Genomic DNA, 17,526 nt, shown 5'->3' with positions numbered 1-17,526 from the left:
ATAAACATCGCGCTGTTGCCCGGCGCAGTTGATGGGAGGCACGTGACTCCTATCAAGGGTCCAGTTCCACGCTCCGGACTGGACCCCGGCCTTCGCCGGGGAACAAGAAATTGTGACGCTGGCCGACGCCGGCTTTTATAGGCCGTCAGTGGATCGTGCCGAGCGGTTGCTCGTAGGCCAGCAGCACGATCAGCCGTTCGATCTGCCGCCAATGGCAGAAATGGATATGATTGCCCTGATCGAGGCTCCGGTCCGCGCGCGCGGCGGCTTCATAGCCCGCGTTCGCGCCGAACGCCGCCATCAGTTCGGCGGCATCCTCATAGCTCTTGCGATTGGCAAGATATGGCAACTGCATCGTGCGACCCCCGCTTCTTATCCGGCGTGCTTATGCGCAGGGGAGATACAACCGCCGTGCCAGTTTGACGCGATGGCGCAGCCGGCGGGGGACGAGGGTGAATCGGCTGTTAGCCAAGTCCCGATCCGGGTCATATGTGCCAGAACGGGACGGCCGGTCCCTCTGCGGGGCAGGAGGAGCGGCGGCGCAAAGAGGCTGGCATCGGCGCCACGATGATGGCAAGGCGGCGCGATGACGAAAGGCAGCAAGACTCCGACCGGCGCGGGCGCGATCATCGCGCTGCTGATCCTCGCCGGCACGATTATCGGCGGGCTGCTGGGGCAGCCCAGCATCGGGCTGCTGAGCGGCCTGGTGCTGGGGATCGTCATCGCGCTGCTGCTCTATCTGCGCGAACGCTGATCGCCGCCTTGTCGCTGGACCGGCAGCGGCATAGATAGGCGGCATGAACAAGCATATCATCGTCCTGCCGCTCGTCGCCTTGGCCCTGGCCGGCGGCGCTTTCCTCTATTTCGCGCAGGGCGACACCGCCCGGCTGCCCATCGGCGCCGACACCGGGCGCGAGCCGGTCTTCACCAGCGCGCGGAGCGAAATGCTGCCCACCATCAACATCGCCGAGGTGAAGCCATGGGCGGCGGGCGCGAAGCCGGTGGCGGCCAAGGGGCTTGCCGTGGCGCGCTTCGCCGAAGGGCTGGCCCATCCGCGATCGCTGCTGCGGCTGCCCAATGGCGACATATTGGTGGCCGAAACCAACAGCCCGCCCCGGCCCAAGGAAGGCATCGTCGATCGGGTCATGTCCTATCTGATGGACAAGGCGGGCGCGGGCGTTCCTTCCGCCAACCGCATCACCCTGCTGCGCGATGCCGATGGCGACGGGCGGGCGGAAACGAAGGCCGCGTTCCTGACCGGGCTGCATTCGCCCTATGGCATGGCGCTGGTGGGCGACACGCTCTATGTCGCCAATACCGACGCGCTGATGGCCTTCCCCTACAGGGAAGGCGACCTCAAGATCAACGCCAAGGGGCGCAAGATCCTGGACCTGCCGGCCAATGCGCCCAACATGCACTGGACCAAGAGCCTGGTCGCCGGCCCCAACGGGCTGCTCTATGTCGGCGTCGGGTCCAACAGCAATATCGGCGAAAAGGGGCTGGACCAGGAAAAGAACCGCGCGGCGGTGTGGGAGGTCAATCCCAAGACCGGCTACAAACGGGTGTTCGCGTCGGGGCTGCGCAACCCGGTGGGGCTGGCGTTCGAGCCGGAGAGCGGCGCGCTATGGGGCGTGGTCAATGAGCGCGACATGCTGGGCAGCGATCTTGTGCCCGATTATCTGAGCCGGATCGAGTTCGGCGCTTTCTATGGCTGGCCGTGGAATTACTGGGGCGGTTATGAAGATCGGCGGGTGCAGCCGCAGCGGCCCGAAATGCGCGAATATACCAAGCGGCCCGACTATGCGCTGGGCAACCATGTCGCCCCGCTCGGGCTGGCCTTCGCCGACACGGTGAAACTGGGCGCGCCCTATGCGGACGGCGCGTTCGTCGGCCTGCACGGAAGCTGGAACCGCAAGCCGGCCGCTGGGTACAAGGTGGTGTTCGTGGGCTTTGCCGATGGCGAGGCGGGCAAGGCCAAGCCGATCGATGTCCTGACGGGTTTTCTCGACCGCGATGGGAACGCGCAGGGCCGTCCGGTCGATGTGACCGGCGACAAAAGCGGCGCGCTGCTGGTCAGCGACGATGTCGGCGGCGTGGTGTGGCGGGTGACGGCCGCGAAATAGCGGTCAGAGCGCCAGCCCGTTGCGTCCTGCCAGTTCGACCACATATTGCCAGGCGACGCGGCCGGAGCGGCTGCCGCGCTGGGTCGCCCACTGAATCGCCTCCAGCGGATCGACTGTCAGCCCTAGCGTCGCCGCATAGCCACGCACGATCGCGACATAGGCGTCCTGATCGATGGCGTGGAAGCCGAGGCTGAGCCCGAAGCGGTCGGACAGCGCCATCTTGTCGTCCACCACATCGCGCGGGTTGATCGGGTCGTCTTGCTCGGCGAGGTGGCGCGGGACGATGTGGCGGCGGTTGGAGGTCACATAAAGCCGGACATTGGCCGGGCGCGCCGCCGTGCCGCCCTGAAGCAGCGAGCGGAGCGCGCGTGCGTCCCCTGCCCCATGATCGTCAAAGCCGAGATCGTCTAGGAAGAGGATGAAGGGGCGGCGGCTAGCGCGCAGGAGCGAGAAGAGTGCCGGGAGGCTCGCCAGTTCATCGACCGCGCATTGCAGCAGGGCGATGTCCTGCCCGTCGCGCTGGAGCCGGGCGACGACCGCCGCGACGACCGCCGACTTGCCCGTGCCGCGCGCGCCCCAGAGCAGCACGTCATGCGCGGCGTGGCCGGCGGCGTGGCGGCGGCTGTTATCGAGCAGCGCCTGCTTCTGCGCATCGATGCCGGTCAGCAGGTCGTAATCGACCGGCGCGAACGCCTCGACCGGCGCGATGGCGCGGCCGTCCCAGACATAGGCGGGCGCGGCGGCGAGATCGGTGGGCGCGGCGGGCGGCGGCGCGAGCCGTTCGAGCGCCTCGGCTATGCGGGTCAGGAGAGCGTCGGTCATCGCGCCGGATTAGGGGGACCGACCTTTCCCCGCAAGGCGCAACCGCTGTCATTGGCCTGTCGTAATGGCCTTTTACTCCGCAGAGCCGGGGACTATATCGCGGGGGCCGTGACCATCGCCTATCCAGCCTTTTCGACGAGGAGCCTGCGCTATAGCGCGGAGGCGCTGCGCGAGGCCGCGCTGCTGATCCGGGCGGGCGAGCCGGTCGCCGTCCCCACCGAGACGGTCTATGGCCTTGCCGCCGATGCGACCGACAGCAATGCGGTCGCGGCGATCTATAGCGCCAAGGGGCGGCCGAGCTTCAACCCGCTGATCGTGCATGTCGCCGACCGGGACATGGCCGAGCGGCTGGCGCTGTTTTCGCCAGGCGCGCGGGCGCTGGCGGATCGATACTGGCCGGGACCGCTGACCCTGGTGCTGCCGGTGCGGGAGACGAGCGGCCTGTCCCCGCTGGTGACGGCGGGCCTGCCGACCGTGGCGCTGCGGCTGCCGGCGCATCCGGCGATGCGGGCGCTGATCCGCGCGGCCGGATGCCCCCTCGCCGCGCCTTCCGCCAATCGCAGCGGGTCGATCAGCCCGACGCGGGCGGAGCATGTGCTTGCCAGCCTGGACGGAAAGATCCGGCTGATCCTGGACGAGGGGCCGACGAGCGAGGGGCTTGAATCGACCATCGCCGCGCCGGAAGAGGACAAGCTCAGGCTGCTGCGGCCCGGCCCGGTGACCGCCGCGATGCTGGAGGCGGCGAGCGGCCTGCCGGTCGTGGCAGCGGCGGGCGGCAAGATCGAGGCACCGGGACAGCTGGAGAGCCATTATGCGCCGTCAAAGCCGGTGCGCCTCAATGCGTTGCGGGCCGAGAAGGAGGATTATCTGATCGGCTTCGGCCTGATGCCCTGCCACATCAACCTCAGCACCGAGGCGGACCTGACCGAAGCGGCGGCCAATCTGTTCGCCGCGCTGCACATTGCAGACGTCAGCGCTGCTCCGCGCATCGCGGTCGCGCCGATCCCGAGCGAAGGGGTGGGCGCGGCGATCAACGACCGGCTGCGGCGTGCGGCGGCCTGACCCTCAATCGCAATCCTCATAGCCAGCCTTGCGGCACTGGCGGCGGCGTTCCTTTTCCGCCTTCTTGCGCTCGCGCCCTTCGCGCGCTTCCTTCTCGCGCATCTTGCGGCCGTAATTGCGGTCGGCCTCGTCCTGGCTAGTGGTAGCCCAGTCCGCCGCCTGCGCGCCCGCGCGCACGGGCATGGTCGCGATGTCAAGCGCGGTCTTGGCGACGCAGCCGGGCAGAGCCAGCAGCAGCAGCGGCGCGGCGATCATCATCCTGTTCATGGTCAGTCCCCCTAACGTCTCTGCCCGGCCATGGCACAGGCAAGATTAACCGCAGCCTAAGCGTTCGTCAGGAGGCGCGGCGGATGGGGCGGACGGGATCGGGCCGCTGCGTGCCGGCGAGCGGGCCGGCGGCGATCAGTTCGGCGATGCGGTCGCGCGCGACGGGCCGGCTGAAGAGATAGCCCTGCACATTGGTGAAGCCCGCTTCCCGCGCCCATTGCAGCTGGTCGGGGGTTTCGATCCCCTCGGCCACGGTGTCCATCGCAAGGTCGCGGGCGAGGTTGCCGATCGCGCGGACGATCGCGCGGTCCTCCACATTGGCGCTGACGCCGGCCATGAAGCTCTGGTCGATCTTGAGCGTGTCGAAGCGGTAGGAGCGCAGATAGGAGAGCGAGGAATAGCCGGTGCCGAAATCGTCGAGCGCAAGGCGCAGGCCGATCCGCTGCAATTCGCGCAGCACCGCGTTGGTCTGACCGCTATCGTCGAGGAAGATGGATTCGGTGACTTCCAGCTCCAGCCGGCGGGCGGGCAGGCCGCTGTCCATCAGCGCTTCGATGACATTGGCGGGCAGGTCCGCCGACTTGAGCGAAGCGGGCGAGATGTTGATCGCCATGCGCACCTCGCCCGGCCAGGCCATGGCGGTGGCGCAGGCTTCGCGCAGCACCCAGCCGGTCATCGCCTCGATCATGCCCATGCTTTCGGCGATCGGGATGAATTCGGACGGCGGGATCGGCCCCAGGACGGGATGGTCCCAGCGCATCAGCGCTTCGCAGGCGTCGATATGGCCGGTTTCCAGATCGACGATCGGCTGGAACAGCAGTTTGAGTTCGCCCTGGTCGAGCGCGCGGCGCAGGCCGGTCTCGATCTCGTGCACGCGGTTGAAGCGTTCCTTCAGCGACCAGTTGAAGGTCGCGGCGCGGTTGCGGCCGTCGCGCTTCGCCTCATAGAGGGCAAGGTCGGCATGTTGCATCAGCTCGTCCATGTCGCGCCCATCCTGCGGCGCGACGGCATAGCCGATCGAGGCTGTGACCTGGAGGTGGTTTTCGCCAAGGTCGAAGCCATGGGCGAAATCGCCCAATATCTCCTGCGCCAGCGCGGCGGCGGTGACGCGGTCCATGTCGGGGCAGATGATGACGAATTCGTCGCCGCCGAAGCGGGCGATGCGCCCCTGCCCCTGCACGACCTCGTTCAATCGCTCGGCGACGACGCGCAGCAGCTGGTCGCCGACCATATGGCCAAGCGAGTCGTTGATTTCCTTGAAGCGATCGACATCCATCCAGAGAATGGTGACGGCGTCGGTGCGCTTCTCGCTGGTTTCGAAAATGTCGCGCAGCCTCATCTGCATCGCCATGCGGTTTTCGAGGCCCGTCAGGCTGTCGAAACGCGCGAGCCGCTCGAATTTTTCGGCGAGCAGCGATTTGTCGCGCCGGCCGACCAGCGCCTGAACCACGATACGGTGGATGGTCGAGCTGATTTCGGCAAGGCCCAGCACCATCATCACCATGGCGACGGCGAGCACGCGATAGCCGGTCGATCCCTGGAGCCAGAGGCCGGTCGCGGTCGGGAGAAGGGTGAGGCAAACCTGGCCGATGGCGATCTGCACGCGGCCGGCGTTGCGCCCTGAAATGCCGCCGGCATAGCCGGTCGCCATCGAGACGCTGAGCATATGCGTCACCGGATCGCGCGACCCCAACAGGGTGACGAAGGCCATGAGCCCGAGCAGGCCGGAATAGCCCCAGGCGCCAAGCTCATAGGCGAGTTCCCAGGTGCGCGAGGCGACCGCCGCGCCGCGCACGAGCTGGCGATGGAAGAAGACGGCGGAAACGACGCGCAGCGAGGCGACGAGGCACAGCGCGGCGACTACCCACTGGATCGGGCCGGGCTGCGACATGCCGCTGATGACGAGACCTACGGCGACGCCGGTGACGGCGCCGATCGTCAGCGATGCGGGCGAGGCATAGAGCGATTCAACGAGGCTGCGGCGCACATCGGCGTCATGCGCGGGGCGCATCGCCTTGATCTTGTCCAGCAATGTCGTCAAAACGCGCAAATTGCGGGTCTCCGGTTCCCACTCCGCTGATCGCATGTTCGATTTAGCATCTGGTTAACGCTAAGCCGCCGAGCGGCTGGCGCTCGGGCGGCGGGGTTGACGGGCGGCAGCGCACGCCGGAGCCGTCGCCGGACTGGGCGGGTCAGCGCCTCGGCAACGCCTTGCCAGCCACCAGCGCCCACCAGCAGATCAGGGGCTGCGCGAAGAGACGGGGATATAGTGATAGGCCAAGCCGAGGCCCGTGCCGGTGGACAGGTCGCGGACAGCGTGCTGGATGTTGAGCGGATAGACGCACAGCGCGTAAAGAGCGAGCATCACGCCCGCGAACGCGCGCAGCCGGGGAACGAACAGGGCGGACGCGCCGGCGATCTCCGCAATGCCCGTCAGCAGGATGACGGCGTGCGGCTGCGGGATGCCGGGCGGCATCAGCGGCGCGAAGATGTCGGGGCGCAGCAGATGGACGATGCCCGCGAGCAGATAGAGCGGCGCGAGAGTCAGGCGGGCGATGGCTGCCGTGCGATCGGGGGAGAGAGGCATGGTGGCATATTGACGTGGCGAGGGCGAGTAGGACAGCCCTTCCCGGCCGAAAGCAAGAAAAGGCCGGCGCATCGCTGCGCCGGCCTTTCCTCGAACTTGCATTCGGAGGCATGAGACCCCGGCCTGCGCCGGGGCGACGCTTCGCGTCAGAAGTCCATGCCGCCCATGCCGCCCATGCCGCCGGGCATCGCGGGAGCAGCGGACTTGTCTTCCGGCAGCTCGGCGATGGTGGCTTCGGTGGTGATGAGCAGACCAGCGACCGACGCGGCGTTCTGGAGCGCGGTGCGCACGACCTTGGTCGGGTCGATGACGCCAGCGGCAACCAGATTTTCGTAGGTGTCGGTCGCGGCGTTGAAGCCGAACGAGGTGTCGGTCTGGTCGAGCAGCTTGCCCGAGACGACCGCGCCGTCATGGCCGGCGTTCGCCGCGATCTGACGGACGAGCGAGGTCAGCGACTTGCGGACGATGTCCACGCCGCGCGTCTGGTCGTCATTGGCGCCGGTGACGCCGTCGAGCGACTTGGTCGCGTAGAGCAGCGCGGTGCCGCCACCGGGGACGATGCCTTCTTCCACGGCCGCGCGGGTCGCGTGCAGCGCGTCGTCGACGCGGTCCTTGCGCTCCTTGACTTCCACTTCGGTCGCGCCGCCGACCTTGATGACGGCAACGCCGCCGGCCAGCTTGGCGAGACGCTCTTGGAGCTTCTCACGGTCATAGTCGGACGTGGTGGTCTCGATCTGCGCACGGATCTGCTCGGTGCGGCCCTTGATCGCGTCGGCTTCACCCGCGCCATCGACGATGGTGGTGTTGTCCTTGTCGATGGTGACGCGCTTGGCGGTGCCGAGCATGCCGAGGGTCACATTCTCCAGCTTGATGCCGAGATCCTCGCTGATGACTTCGCCCTTGGTCAGGACGGCGATGTCCTCCAGCATGGCCTTGCGGCGATCGCCGAAGCCGGGCGCCTTGACCGCCGCGACCTTGAGGCCGCCGCGCAGCTTGTTGACGACCAGGGTCGCCAGCGCTTCGCCTTCGATGTCTTCCGCGATGATGAGCAGCGGACGGCCCGACTGCACGACCGCTTCGAGGATCGGCAGGATCGACTGGAGGTTGCTGAGCTTCTTCTCGTGGATCAGGATGTAGGGGTCGGCGAGTTCGACCTGCATCTTTTCCGGGTTGGTGATGAAGTAGGGCGACAGATAGCCGCGGTCGAACTGCATGCCTTCGACGACGTCCAGTTCGAATTCGAGACCCTTGGCCTCCTCGACGGTGATGACGCCTTCCTTGCCGACCTTCTCCATCGCTTCGGCGATCTTTTCGCCGACTTCACGGTCGCCATTGGCGGAGATGATGCCGACCTGGGCGACTTCGTTCGAGCCCGAGACGGGCTTCGAGCGGGCCTTGATGTCCTCGACAACCTTGCCGACGGCAAGGTCGATGCCGCGCTTCAGGTCCATCGGGTTCATACCGGCGGCGACCGACTTCATGCCTTCGCGCACGATCGCCTGGGCGAGAACGGTGGCGGTGGTGGTGCCGTCACCGGCGATGTCGTTGGTCTTCGACGCCACTTCGCGCACCATCTGGGCGCCCATATTCTCGAACTTGTCCTTCAGTTCGATTTCCTTGGCGACGCTGACGCCGTCCTTGGTGATGCGGGGCGCGCCGAAGCTCTTGTCGATGACGACGTTGCGGCCCTTCGGCCCCAGGGTCACCTTGACCGCGTCGGCCAGGATGTCGACGCCACGCAGGATGCGCTCACGCGCCTCACGCGAAAACTTTACGTCCTTCGCTGCCATGATCTAATTCCTCTACTTATGTTTCGAGTTGAGTGTCCAAAACTCCGTTCGGGCTGAGCTTGTCGAAGCCTGCCACTGAGCGGAGCGAAGCGCCTCACTTCGTTCGGCCGAGCCCTTCGACAGGCTCAGGGCGAACGGGGAGAGGCAGGATAAATTCAGGCGACAACGCCCAGAATGTCCGATTCCTTCATGATGAGCAGGTCTTCGCCATCGACCTTCACCTCGGTGCCCGACCATTTGCCGAACAGGATGCGGTCGCCGGCCTTGACGTCGAGCGGGGTCACCTTGCCATCTTCGGCCTTGCTGCCGGTGCCGACGGCGACGATTTCGCCTTCCTGCGGCTTTTCCTTGGCGCTGTCGGGGATGATGATGCCGCCAGCGGTCTTCTCTTCCGCTTCCACGCGGCGGACGAGAACACGGTCGTGCAACGGACGAAATGCCATGTTGAGTGCCTTTCCCTAGCTGTTCGGGACGGGATGGAGCAGCCGCCACAAGGGGTGCCGCGCCGAATCCTTCTCCCGATGAACTTCCTTCTGTTAGCACTCATTGATCGAGAGTGCTAGCGGCGCGAATATGGCTGTGCAGGCGCGGGCGTCAAGATGGTTCGATCACTTTTTTGCGCCGCGCGGCGCATCTTGCGAGTGCCGTGCGACGAAGCGGGCAAAGGAACGGCCGCAAGCCTTGTGGCGCTCGGCTCCGCTTCCTACCTGCGCGGCATCGTTTCCCTGCTGAAAGGATCGTGCGTTGAGCGAGACCGGCTATACCCCGCCCCAGGTCTGGACATGGGTCAAGGACAGTGGCGGCGCGTTCGCCAATATCAACCGGCCGATTGCGGGGCCGACCCATGATAAGACATTGCCGGTGGGGCGGCATCCGCTTCAGCTCTATTCGCTTGCAACGCCCAACGGCCAGAAGGTCGGCATATTGCTGGAAGAATTGCTGGCGGCGGGCGTGGCGGAGGCCGAATATGACGCCTGGCTCATCAAGATTGGCGAGGGCGACCAGTTTTCGAGCGGCTTTGTCGACATCAACCCCAACAGCAAGATCCCCGCGCTGGTCGACCATAGCGTCTCGCCGCCCCGCCGCGTGTTCGAGTCAGGATCGATCCTGGTCTATCTCGCCGAGAAGTATGGCAAGTTCCTGCCTGCGGATGGCCCTGCGCGCACCGAGACGCTGAACTGGCTGTTCTGGCAGATGGGGGCCGCCCCGATCCTGGGCGGGGGGTTCGGCCATTTCTTCGCCTATGCGCCGGAGAAATATGAGTATCCGATCAACCGCTATGCAATGGAGGCGAAGCGGCAGCTCGACGTGCTCGACCGGCATCTGGCGGATCATGAATATATGGCGGGCGACGACTATACGATCGCCGATATCGCGATCTGGCCCTGGTATGGCGGGGTGGCGCTCGGGCGCAGCTATCCGGGGGCCGAGGTGTTTCTGGACGCGCCGAGCTACAAGAACCTCACCCGCTGGGCGCAGCAGATCGACGCGCGGCCGGCAGTGAAGCGCGGGCGCATGGTCAACAAGGCGAACGGGCCGTTGGAGGAGCAGCTGCACGAGCGGCATGACGCGAGCGATTTTGAGACGAAGACGCAGGACAAGGTGCAGGGGGCGGCATAATCGATCTTTTAGCAAAGCTGTTCCCCGGCGCAGGCCGGGGTCCAGTTCAGAGGGTGGAACTGGACCCCGGCCTGCGCCGGGGAACGGCTATGTGGGTCACCCCTACCCCGCCGCCTTGACGATCTCCGCCCAGGCGGCTTCGTCGATCACTTCTATGCCGAGCGCCGCGGCCTGCTTGAGTTTGCTGCCCGCGCCCGGCCCCGCGACGACGAGGTCGGTCTTGGCGCTGACGGAGCCGGCGGCCTTCGCGCCCAGCCGCTCCGCCTGCGCCTTCGCTTCGTCGCGGCTCATGGTTTCGAGCTTGCCGGTGAAGACGACGGTCTTGCCGGTGACGGCGCTGGCGGTGGTTTCGACCATGTAGGGCGGCGGGGAGACTTCGGACAGGAGGTCGTCCCAGGCGGCGACATTGTGTGGCTCGTGGAAGAAGTCGGCGAGCGCATGGCCGACCGCCGCGCCGACATTTTCGACGCCGATATGGTCGGCGATGGCCTTGTCGCGCTTGGCCTGGGTGTCGAAGGGCTGATCGCGCAAGGCGATGATCTCCTGCGCCAGCGTGCGGATGGCCGGGAGCGTGGCGTAACGCTTGAGCAGGTCGCGCGCCGTCACCGCGCCGGTGTGGCGGATACCGAGGCCGAAGAGCAGGCGCGCGGCGTCGGGCTGGCGCTTCGCCTCGATCGCGGAGAGGAGATTGTCGACCGATTTCTCCTTCCACCCCTCCCGGCCGAGCAGGTCCGCGCGGTGTGCCTTCAGGCGGAAAATGTCGGCGGGCTCGGCGATCCAGCCCAGGTCGAGAAACTCCTGGATCGTCTTTTCGCCGAGCCCTTCGATGTCGAGCGCGGCGCGGCTGACGAAATGGCGCAGGCGCTCAAAGCGCTGGGCGGGGCAGATGAGGCCGCCGGTGCAGCGAATGTCCACCTCCCCTTCCTCGCGCACGGCTTCGGAGCCGCAGACGGGGCAATGGTCGGGGAAGAGGAAGGGGTCGCGCGGTTCGTCGCGGGTGAGGTTTTCGACCACTTGCGGGATCACGTCGCCGGCGCGCTGGACGACGATGCGGTCGCCGGGGCGGACGCTAAGGCGCGCGATTTCGTCGGCATTGTGGAGCGTGACGTTGGAGACGACGACGCCGCCCACGGTGACCGGGGTGAGCCGGCCGACGGGAGTGAGCTTGCCGGTGCGGCCGACCTGAATGTCGATGGCTTCGAGCGTGGTCTGCGCGCGCTCGGCGGGGAATTTATGGGCGATGGCCCAGCGGGGCGCCTTGGCGACGAAGCCCAGGCGCTGCTGCCAGTCGAGCCGGTCCACCTTGTAGACGACGCCGTCGATGTCGAAGGGGAGGTCGGCGCGGGCGGATTCGATCGCGCGGTAATGGGCGATGAGGGCTTCGAGGCTGTCGACGCGGGTGAGACGGTCGGAGACGGGCAGGCCCCAGCTTGCGATGGCCTGCATGACGCCAAGCTGCGTGTCGGCGGGAACGGCGCTGTGCGCGCCCCAGCCATGGGCTAGGAAGCGCAGCGGGCGGCTGGCGGTGACGGCGGCGTCCTTCTGCCGCAGCGATCCGGCGGCGGCGTTCCGGGGGTTGGCGAACTGGCGGGCTTTTTCCGGGTCTTCGGCCTCGGCGAGGAGGCGAGCGTTGAGCGCCACGAAGTCGGCCTTCGCCATATAGACTTCGCCGCGCACCTCGAACAGGTCGGGTATGTTCGGGCCTCGCAGGGTCTGCGGGATGTCGGCAATGGTGCCGACGTTGGCGGTGACGTCCTCCCCGGTCGTCCCGTCGCCGCGCGTGGCCGCGAGGACCAGCTCGCCCTTTTCGTAGCGGAGCGAGCAGGACAGGCCGTCGATCTTGGGCTCGGCGGTGAGCGCCAGCGGCTCGTCATCGGGCAGCGCGAGGAAGCGGCGGACGCGGGCAAGAAACTCGGCGATGTCCTCGTCCGAAAAGCCGTTGTCGAGGCTCATCATGCGAACGGCGTGGGGGATTTTTTTGAGCGCCGTGCTGGGGACCGCGCCGACCTGCGCGTTCGGGGAATCAGCGCGGATCAGGTGCGGAAATTGTGCTTCGAGGGCGTTGTTTTCGCGGATCAGCGCATCATAGTCCGCGTCGCTGATCTCGGGCGCATCCCGATCGTGATACAGCCGGTTGTGCCGCGCGACCTCCTTGGCGAGGCGCATCAGGCGGTTGGCGGCTTCGGCTTCGGAGAGGGTGGCGGGGTCGGTCATGCCCTGCTCTTAACGCCTGCCGTGCTCCTGCGAAAGCAGGAGCCCAGGGCGAGATGTCGCTTCGGTCAACCCTGGGCTCCTGCGTTCGCAGGAGCACTGGAGAATTGCCTATCGGGTCGATGTCCTTGGAAGGTCGATCTTTATGGCGTGCGTGGGAATAGGCGTGAGAAGGATAATGCCACCGCTCACCAAGCCGAGAACGCCAAGCACATACCGCTTCTCTCGAAAATCGAGGATTGAGCGAACGAGACAAAAGACGCCCGCCAAAGCCATGCCCCACATGGCAAACATCGTTGCCATCATACCCCAGCCACCGGCACCGTCTCGAAGCTGTGCGGGAAGCCGGCGATGAGCGGGCGGGCCCTTGCGATGGCGGCGCGGACGGCGGGGAGTCGGAGCGAGGCGGCGTGGCTGTCCTTGCTGTCCCAGACTTCGGTGATCCAGATCGCGTCGGGGTTGGTCGCATCCAGCGCGACGATGTAGGAGAGGCAGCCAGGCATCGCGCCGGCGGCGGCGGTCAGGATCGCGACGAGGTCGTCGCGCTTGCCGGGAGTGCTGAGCATCTGGCCGATGGGGCCGTAGCGGGGCTTGGCCTCCTGCGCGGCGGCGGGGATTGCGCTGGCGGCGAGGGTCGCGGCGGTGAGGCCGAGCATGTCTCTGCGGTTGTGGGTCATGCCTCTACCTTCTCCGTTCGGTTCGAGCTTGTCGAGAACCCAGCGCGCCGGTTCTCGACAAGCTCGAACCGAACGGATGGGGGAGTCAAGCCCGCTCCAGCAGCCGCTCCGCTTGCGCTCTCGCCTCCGCCGTGATTTCCGCGCCGGAGAGCATCCGCGCGATTTCCTCGCGGCGTTCCGCATCATCTAGGGCGTGGACGCCGGTGCGGGTGACGGTGCCCCCATTTTTGCTGGCGCTCGATTTGGCGATGAGGAGATGGCCCACCCCTCGCGCGGCGACCTGCGGGCTGTGGGTGACGACGAGGATCTGGTTGCTCTGCGCGAGGCGGGAAAGGCGCTCGCCGATCGCGTCGGCGACTGCGCCGCCCACGCCCCGGTCGATCTCGTCGAAGATCAACGTGTCCGCCCCGCCTCGTTCCGCCAGCGCGACCTTGAGCGCGAGGATGAAGCGGGAGAGTTCGCCGCCCGACGCGATCTTGGCCAGCGGGGCGAAAGGCGCGCCGGGGTTGGTGGAGATTTCGAACTCCACCCGGTCCATGCCCTGCGCGCTCCATTGCCCTTCGTCCAACTGGGCCACGACGGTACGAAAGCGGGCGGCGTCGAGCTTCAGCGGCGCGAGTTCGCCTGCGACCGCGGCGTCGAGGCGGCCGGCGGCGAGCTGGCGCTCGGCGGAAAGGGCCTGGGCGGCGGCGCGATAGGCTTCGGCCTTGCGCGCGACATCGGCCTCAAGCGTAGCGATATGCTCTTCTCCCCCTTCGATCGCGGCGAGTTTTGCGGCCATGTCGTCGCGCAGGGCGGCAAGGTCGTCGGGCGCAACCTGATGCTTGCGGGCGAGGCCGCGCAGGTCGAACAGGCGGGTCTCGATCGCGTCGAGGCGGGCGGGATCGAAGGACAGCGCCTCGGCGGCTTCGGCGAGGCGATCTTCCGCCTCGCCTGCTTCCGCCACCGCGCGGTCGAGCGCGTCGAGGACAGCGGTGAGCAAAGGCTCTTCCCCGGCGATGCGGTCGAGGCGGCGGGCGGCCTGGCGCAATTGGGCGAGGCCGCCGTCCGATCCGGTCAGGCAATCGCTCACGGCGGCGAGATCGTCGGTCAGGCGCGCGCCCTTCTGCATCGTCGCGCGCTCGGTGGCGAGCGTCTCCTCCTCGCCAGGTTCGGGCGCGAATTTGGTGAGTTCCGCGACGGCGTGGGTCAGATAATCGCGGTCGCGCGCGGCGGTTTCGACGGTGGCGCGCGCGTCCGCCAGAGCGGCGGCGGCGGCACGCCAGGCGGCGTGAGCGGTCGCGACCGCGCTCGTATCGCAGCGGCCGTAGGCGTCGAGCAGGGTGCGATGGCCGCGTGGGTTGAGCAAGCCGCGATCGTCATGCTGGCCGTGGATTTCCACCAGCGTGCCACCCAGGTCGCGCAGCAGCGCGGCGGAACAGGGCTGATCGTTGACGAAGGCGCGGCTACCGCCATCGGCTTTGAGCGTCCGGCGGATGAGCAAAGGCTCGCCCGGTTCCATGTCGATGCCGTTGTCGGCGAGCAGCGCGGCGGCGCGGCTGTCGGGCGTGGGTGGATCGAAAGCGGCGGTGACGCTGGCTTGTGGCTCCCCTGCCCGCACCAGCCCGCTCTCCGCGCGCGCACCGAGCGCGAGGCCGAGCGAGTCGAGGAGGATGGACTTGCCCGCGCCGGTTTCGCCGGTGAGGACGGAGAGGCCCGCGCCGAACTCCAGGTCCAGCGCCTCGATCAGCACGACATTGCGGATGGCGAGACTGGTCAGCAAACCAAGCTACTCCCCCCTCCCTTCCAGGGAGGGGCAGGGGGTGGGTGCGCCGTCTTGGTGGCGCATGCAATGGTGAGGCTGGACGCTCGCTTCGCTCGCGACCCACCTCGTTTCAGGTAAACAGCACCCCATGCTGTTTAGGTCAAGCTGGGAGCTTGACCGACCTGAAACGACCCCTCCCTAACAGGGAGGGGAATAACTTACGTCACGCCTTGCCGCCATGGCGCTCCATGAGCTTGTAGCTGCGCTCATACCATTCGGAGCCGGGATAGTTGCGGCCGAGCACGGCGGCGGCTTTCTGCGCCTCTTCGGGGATGCCGAGCGAGAGATAGGATTCGACCAAGCGCTCCAGCGCTTCGGGCGTGTGGGTGGTCGTCTGATATTTGTCCACCACGGCGCGGAAGCGCAGCGTGGCGGCGAGCCATTGGCCGCGTCTCTGGTAGAAGCGGCCGACCTCCATCTCCTTGCCGGCGAGGTGATCGTTGACGAGATCGACCTTGAGCCGCGCGTCGGCGGCGTAGCGCGTATCGGGATAGCGGCGGATCAGTTCGCCGAGCGCATCGAGCGCCTGCTGGGTGATCTTCTGGTCGCGGGTGACGTCGGCGATCTGTTCATAATAGCAGAGCGCGATCAGATAATAAGCGTAGGGCGCGTCCTTGTTGCCGGTGTGGATCGCGAGGAAGCGCTGCGCCGCCGAGATGGATTCGGCATAATCCTGGTTCATATAGTAACTGAACGCCGACATGAGCTGCGCCCGGCGCGCCCAGGGCGAATAGGGATGCTGACGCTCCACCTCGTCGAACAAAGCGGCGGCGAGCTTATACTGGCCGCGATCAAGCCGGTCCTTGCCGCTATTGTAGAGGGTCGATACGTCACGGGCGACATATTGGGTGTCGGCCTTGTTCTTCGACGTGGCGCAACCCGAAAGCAGGGCGGCGAGCAGGACCGGAGCGGCAAGAGCGGAGATGGGGGCGACGCTCAGGCGCGTCATGGTTTTCGTCAGCATGGGCCGGGTCATAGCCGAGCGACGGGCCGCCGCCAAGCGCCAGAATAAGGATGCATCAGGCGGTTGCGCCGGGCGGCAGATCGAGCCGGGCGACGGCCCCTTTGCGCGGCCCCGGCGCCAGCGCGAAACTGCCGCCGAGCTGCGCCGCCAGCGCATTGGCGATGCGAAGGCCCAGCGACTGTTCGTTGCCGATCTGGAAATCGGGCGCGATCCCCTTGCCATCGTCGGCGATCTGGAGCGAGAGCCGGCCGCCTTCGCCTATCTCCAGGCTGACATGGATGCGCCCGGCGCAGTCGGGCAGGCCATGTTCGATCGCGTTGCTGACGGATTCGGCCACGACCAGCGCCAGCGGCACGGTGATATTGGGGTCGAGCCGCAGCCCTTCGGGCGCGGCGACATTCACCGACACGTCCTGCCGCCCGCTCGCCTCCATGATGTCGGTGGTGAGCGTGGTGAGGAAAGCGGCGATGTCCTGCCCTGCCCCGCTGCTGTCATAGAGCGCGCGGCTGATGCGGCCGACCAGAGCCAGCCGCGACGAGGCGTCGTCCAGCGCGCGGCGCGCGACCTCATGATCGACATGGCGGCGCTGGAGCGCGAGCATGGCGGCGACGACCTGAAGATTGTTCGACACGCGATGCTGAAGCTCATGGAAGAGCAGCTCGCGATTTTCCGCGAGCGCGCGGTTGCGTTCGCGCTCCACGGCAAGGTTGAAATTGGCGCGCTGCATGAAGTGGATCAACACGATGTCGGTCGTGACCACGGCGGTGTAGAAGACCATCGCCACCGCCACCGCCGGGTTCAGCACCACCTGCCCGAACGGCGGGATGAAGAAATACCAGGAGACGAAGCCGCAGAGCAGGGCCGCGAAAATACCCGGCCGCACGCCGAAGAGGAAGGATGAGAGGATGACGGCGGGGAAGAAGGTGACGAAGGGATAGCCGTTGGGCAGCAGCGGCGCGGCCGCCTCCCGCAAGGCGAAGGCGGCGGCGCAGAATATCAGAGTGACGATATAGGCATAGACGGGACGATCGGGCACGAGCGGCAGGCGCTCGACAAAACGCTCATTCTTCCGCTGCATAGCTTTCCCCGACCCAGGAACCCACATCGTAACAGATGGTTTCGCAACCGCATTGATCGAGATTAGTCAATCTGTGCGTTAGGAACGAAAAAGGGCGCACGGATCATCCATGCGCCCTCTTCCTAGCGTCGGTTAGGACTTGAAGCGGATCAATCCTGGGTCAGGAAGTCGGGCAGACCGGCGTTGGAGCCGTCATCATCGCCCTTGCCGCCCTCGCCGCGGGGACCACGGTCGCGGCGGGGGCCACGATCGCCGCCCCGGTCGCCACCCCGTCCGCCACGATCGCCGCCGTCGCGACGCGGGCCACGACCGCGATCGCCACGGCCTTCGCCACGATCACCCCGGTCGCCGCGCGGTTCACGCGGTTCGCGGGCGGGACGGGTGTCCTCCAGTTCCTCGCCGGTTTCCTGATCGACGACGCGCATGGACAGGCGCACCTTGCCGCGCGGGTCGATTTCGAGAACCTTGACCTTCACTTCCTGGCCTTCCGACACGACGTCGGTCGGCTTTTCGACGCGCTC

At 66.9% G+C, this 17,526-nt stretch carries 17 protein-coding genes; 4 read left to right on the top strand and 13 right to left on the bottom strand.

Annotation, left to right across the window (positions count from 1 at the left end; all coding sequences use genetic code 11):
• Positions 1–145 precede the first annotated feature (145 nt).
• Positions 146–355 (bottom strand): hypothetical protein, encoded by a 210-nt coding sequence (locus V2B31_RS06305; RefSeq protein ID WP_328276528.1) that lies wholly within the window; start codon positions 353–355, stop codon positions 146–148.
• 231 nt (positions 356–586) lie between these two features.
• On the opposite strand from V2B31_RS06305, the gene V2B31_RS06300 reads away from it, so the two are divergent.
• A complete protein-coding gene (locus V2B31_RS06300) occupies positions 587–754 on the top strand; it encodes a hypothetical protein (protein WP_328276526.1) in 168 nt (55 codons plus the stop codon).
• Positions 755–797: 43 nt separating this feature from the next.
• A complete protein-coding gene (locus tag V2B31_RS06295) occupies positions 798–2,123 on the top strand; it encodes a PQQ-dependent sugar dehydrogenase (RefSeq protein ID WP_328276524.1) in 1,326 nt (441 codons plus the stop codon).
• A gap of 3 nt (positions 2,124–2,126) precedes the next feature.
• On the opposite strand, the gene V2B31_RS06290 is transcribed toward V2B31_RS06295, so the two are convergent.
• Positions 2,127–2,945, bottom strand: coding sequence for an ATP-binding protein (locus tag V2B31_RS06290; protein ID WP_328276522.1), 819 nt, complete (start codon positions 2,943–2,945; stop codon positions 2,127–2,129).
• A gap of 108 nt (positions 2,946–3,053) precedes the next feature.
• Between V2B31_RS06290 and V2B31_RS06285 the strand changes: the two genes are divergently transcribed.
• Positions 3,054–4,007, top strand: a complete 954-nt coding sequence (locus V2B31_RS06285; protein ID WP_328276520.1) for an L-threonylcarbamoyladenylate synthase — start codon at positions 3,054–3,056, stop codon at positions 4,005–4,007.
• Positions 4,008–4,010: 3 nt separating this feature from the next.
• On the opposite strand, the gene V2B31_RS06280 is transcribed toward V2B31_RS06285, so the two are convergent.
• From V2B31_RS06280 to groES, 5 genes are all read right to left on the bottom strand, one after another.
• Complete coding sequence (locus tag V2B31_RS06280) at positions 4,011–4,274, bottom strand: hypothetical protein (protein ID WP_328276518.1); 264 nt, start codon at positions 4,272–4,274, stop codon at positions 4,011–4,013.
• Between the two features lie 67 nt (positions 4,275–4,341).
• A complete protein-coding gene (locus V2B31_RS06275; protein ID WP_328276674.1) occupies positions 4,342–6,285 on the bottom strand; it encodes a putative bifunctional diguanylate cyclase/phosphodiesterase in 1,944 nt (647 codons plus the stop codon).
• Positions 6,286–6,513: 228 nt separating this feature from the next.
• A complete protein-coding gene (locus V2B31_RS06270; protein ID WP_328276516.1) occupies positions 6,514–6,933 on the bottom strand; it encodes a DoxX family protein in 420 nt (139 codons plus the stop codon).
• 74 nt (positions 6,934–7,007) lie between these two features.
• Positions 7,008–8,651 carry a chaperonin GroEL gene (groL, locus tag V2B31_RS06265; RefSeq protein ID WP_328276514.1) on the bottom strand — a complete coding sequence of 548 codons (1,644 nt, stop codon included), beginning with the start codon at positions 8,649–8,651 and terminating at the stop codon, positions 7,008–7,010.
• 155 nt (positions 8,652–8,806) lie between these two features.
• Entirely contained in the window at positions 8,807–9,094 is a 288-nt protein-coding gene (gene groES / locus V2B31_RS06260) for a co-chaperone GroES (RefSeq protein WP_021243753.1), read from the bottom strand.
• 301 nt (positions 9,095–9,395) lie between these two features.
• On the opposite strand from groES, the gene yghU reads away from it, so the two are divergent.
• Positions 9,396–10,271: a glutathione-dependent disulfide-bond oxidoreductase gene (gene yghU / locus V2B31_RS06255; protein ID WP_328276510.1), complete on the top strand. Its 876-nt coding sequence runs from the start codon at positions 9,396–9,398 to the stop codon at positions 10,269–10,271.
• A 102-nt stretch (positions 10,272–10,373) separates the two neighbouring features.
• Here yghU and ligA read toward each other — a convergent pair whose 3' ends face one another.
• The 6 genes from ligA to V2B31_RS06225 all read right to left on the bottom strand — a co-directional run.
• Positions 10,374–12,485 (bottom strand): NAD-dependent DNA ligase LigA, encoded by a 2,112-nt coding sequence (gene ligA / locus V2B31_RS06250; RefSeq protein WP_328276509.1) that lies wholly within the window; start codon positions 12,483–12,485, stop codon positions 10,374–10,376.
• Between the two features lie 299 nt (positions 12,486–12,784).
• Positions 12,785–13,159 carry a putative quinol monooxygenase gene (locus tag V2B31_RS06245; RefSeq protein ID WP_328276508.1) on the bottom strand — a complete coding sequence of 125 codons (375 nt, stop codon included), beginning with the start codon at positions 13,157–13,159 and terminating at the stop codon, positions 12,785–12,787.
• Between the two features lie 85 nt (positions 13,160–13,244).
• Entirely contained in the window at positions 13,245–14,921 is a 1,677-nt protein-coding gene (gene recN / locus V2B31_RS06240) for a DNA repair protein RecN (RefSeq protein WP_328276506.1), read from the bottom strand.
• Positions 14,922–15,126: 205 nt separating this feature from the next.
• Positions 15,127–15,927, bottom strand: coding sequence for an outer membrane protein assembly factor BamD (locus V2B31_RS06235; RefSeq protein ID WP_328276504.1), 801 nt, complete (start codon positions 15,925–15,927; stop codon positions 15,127–15,129).
• A 55-nt stretch (positions 15,928–15,982) separates the two neighbouring features.
• On the bottom strand, positions 15,983–17,005 hold the full coding sequence (locus V2B31_RS06230; protein WP_328276501.1) for a sensor histidine kinase: 1,023 nt from the start codon (positions 17,003–17,005) through the stop codon (positions 15,983–15,985).
• 149 nt (positions 17,006–17,154) lie between these two features.
• Positions 17,155–17,526: S1 RNA-binding domain-containing protein (locus V2B31_RS06225; protein WP_328276497.1), on the bottom strand; the 372-nt coding region annotated here is incomplete at its 5' end.

Source organism: Sphingobium sp. (assembly GCF_036170395.1).
GTDB lineage: Bacteria > Pseudomonadota > Alphaproteobacteria > Sphingomonadales > Sphingomonadaceae > Sphingobium.
Note: the sequence above shows the minus strand (reverse complement) of the source record. Positions and strands in the feature narration are given on the sequence as shown.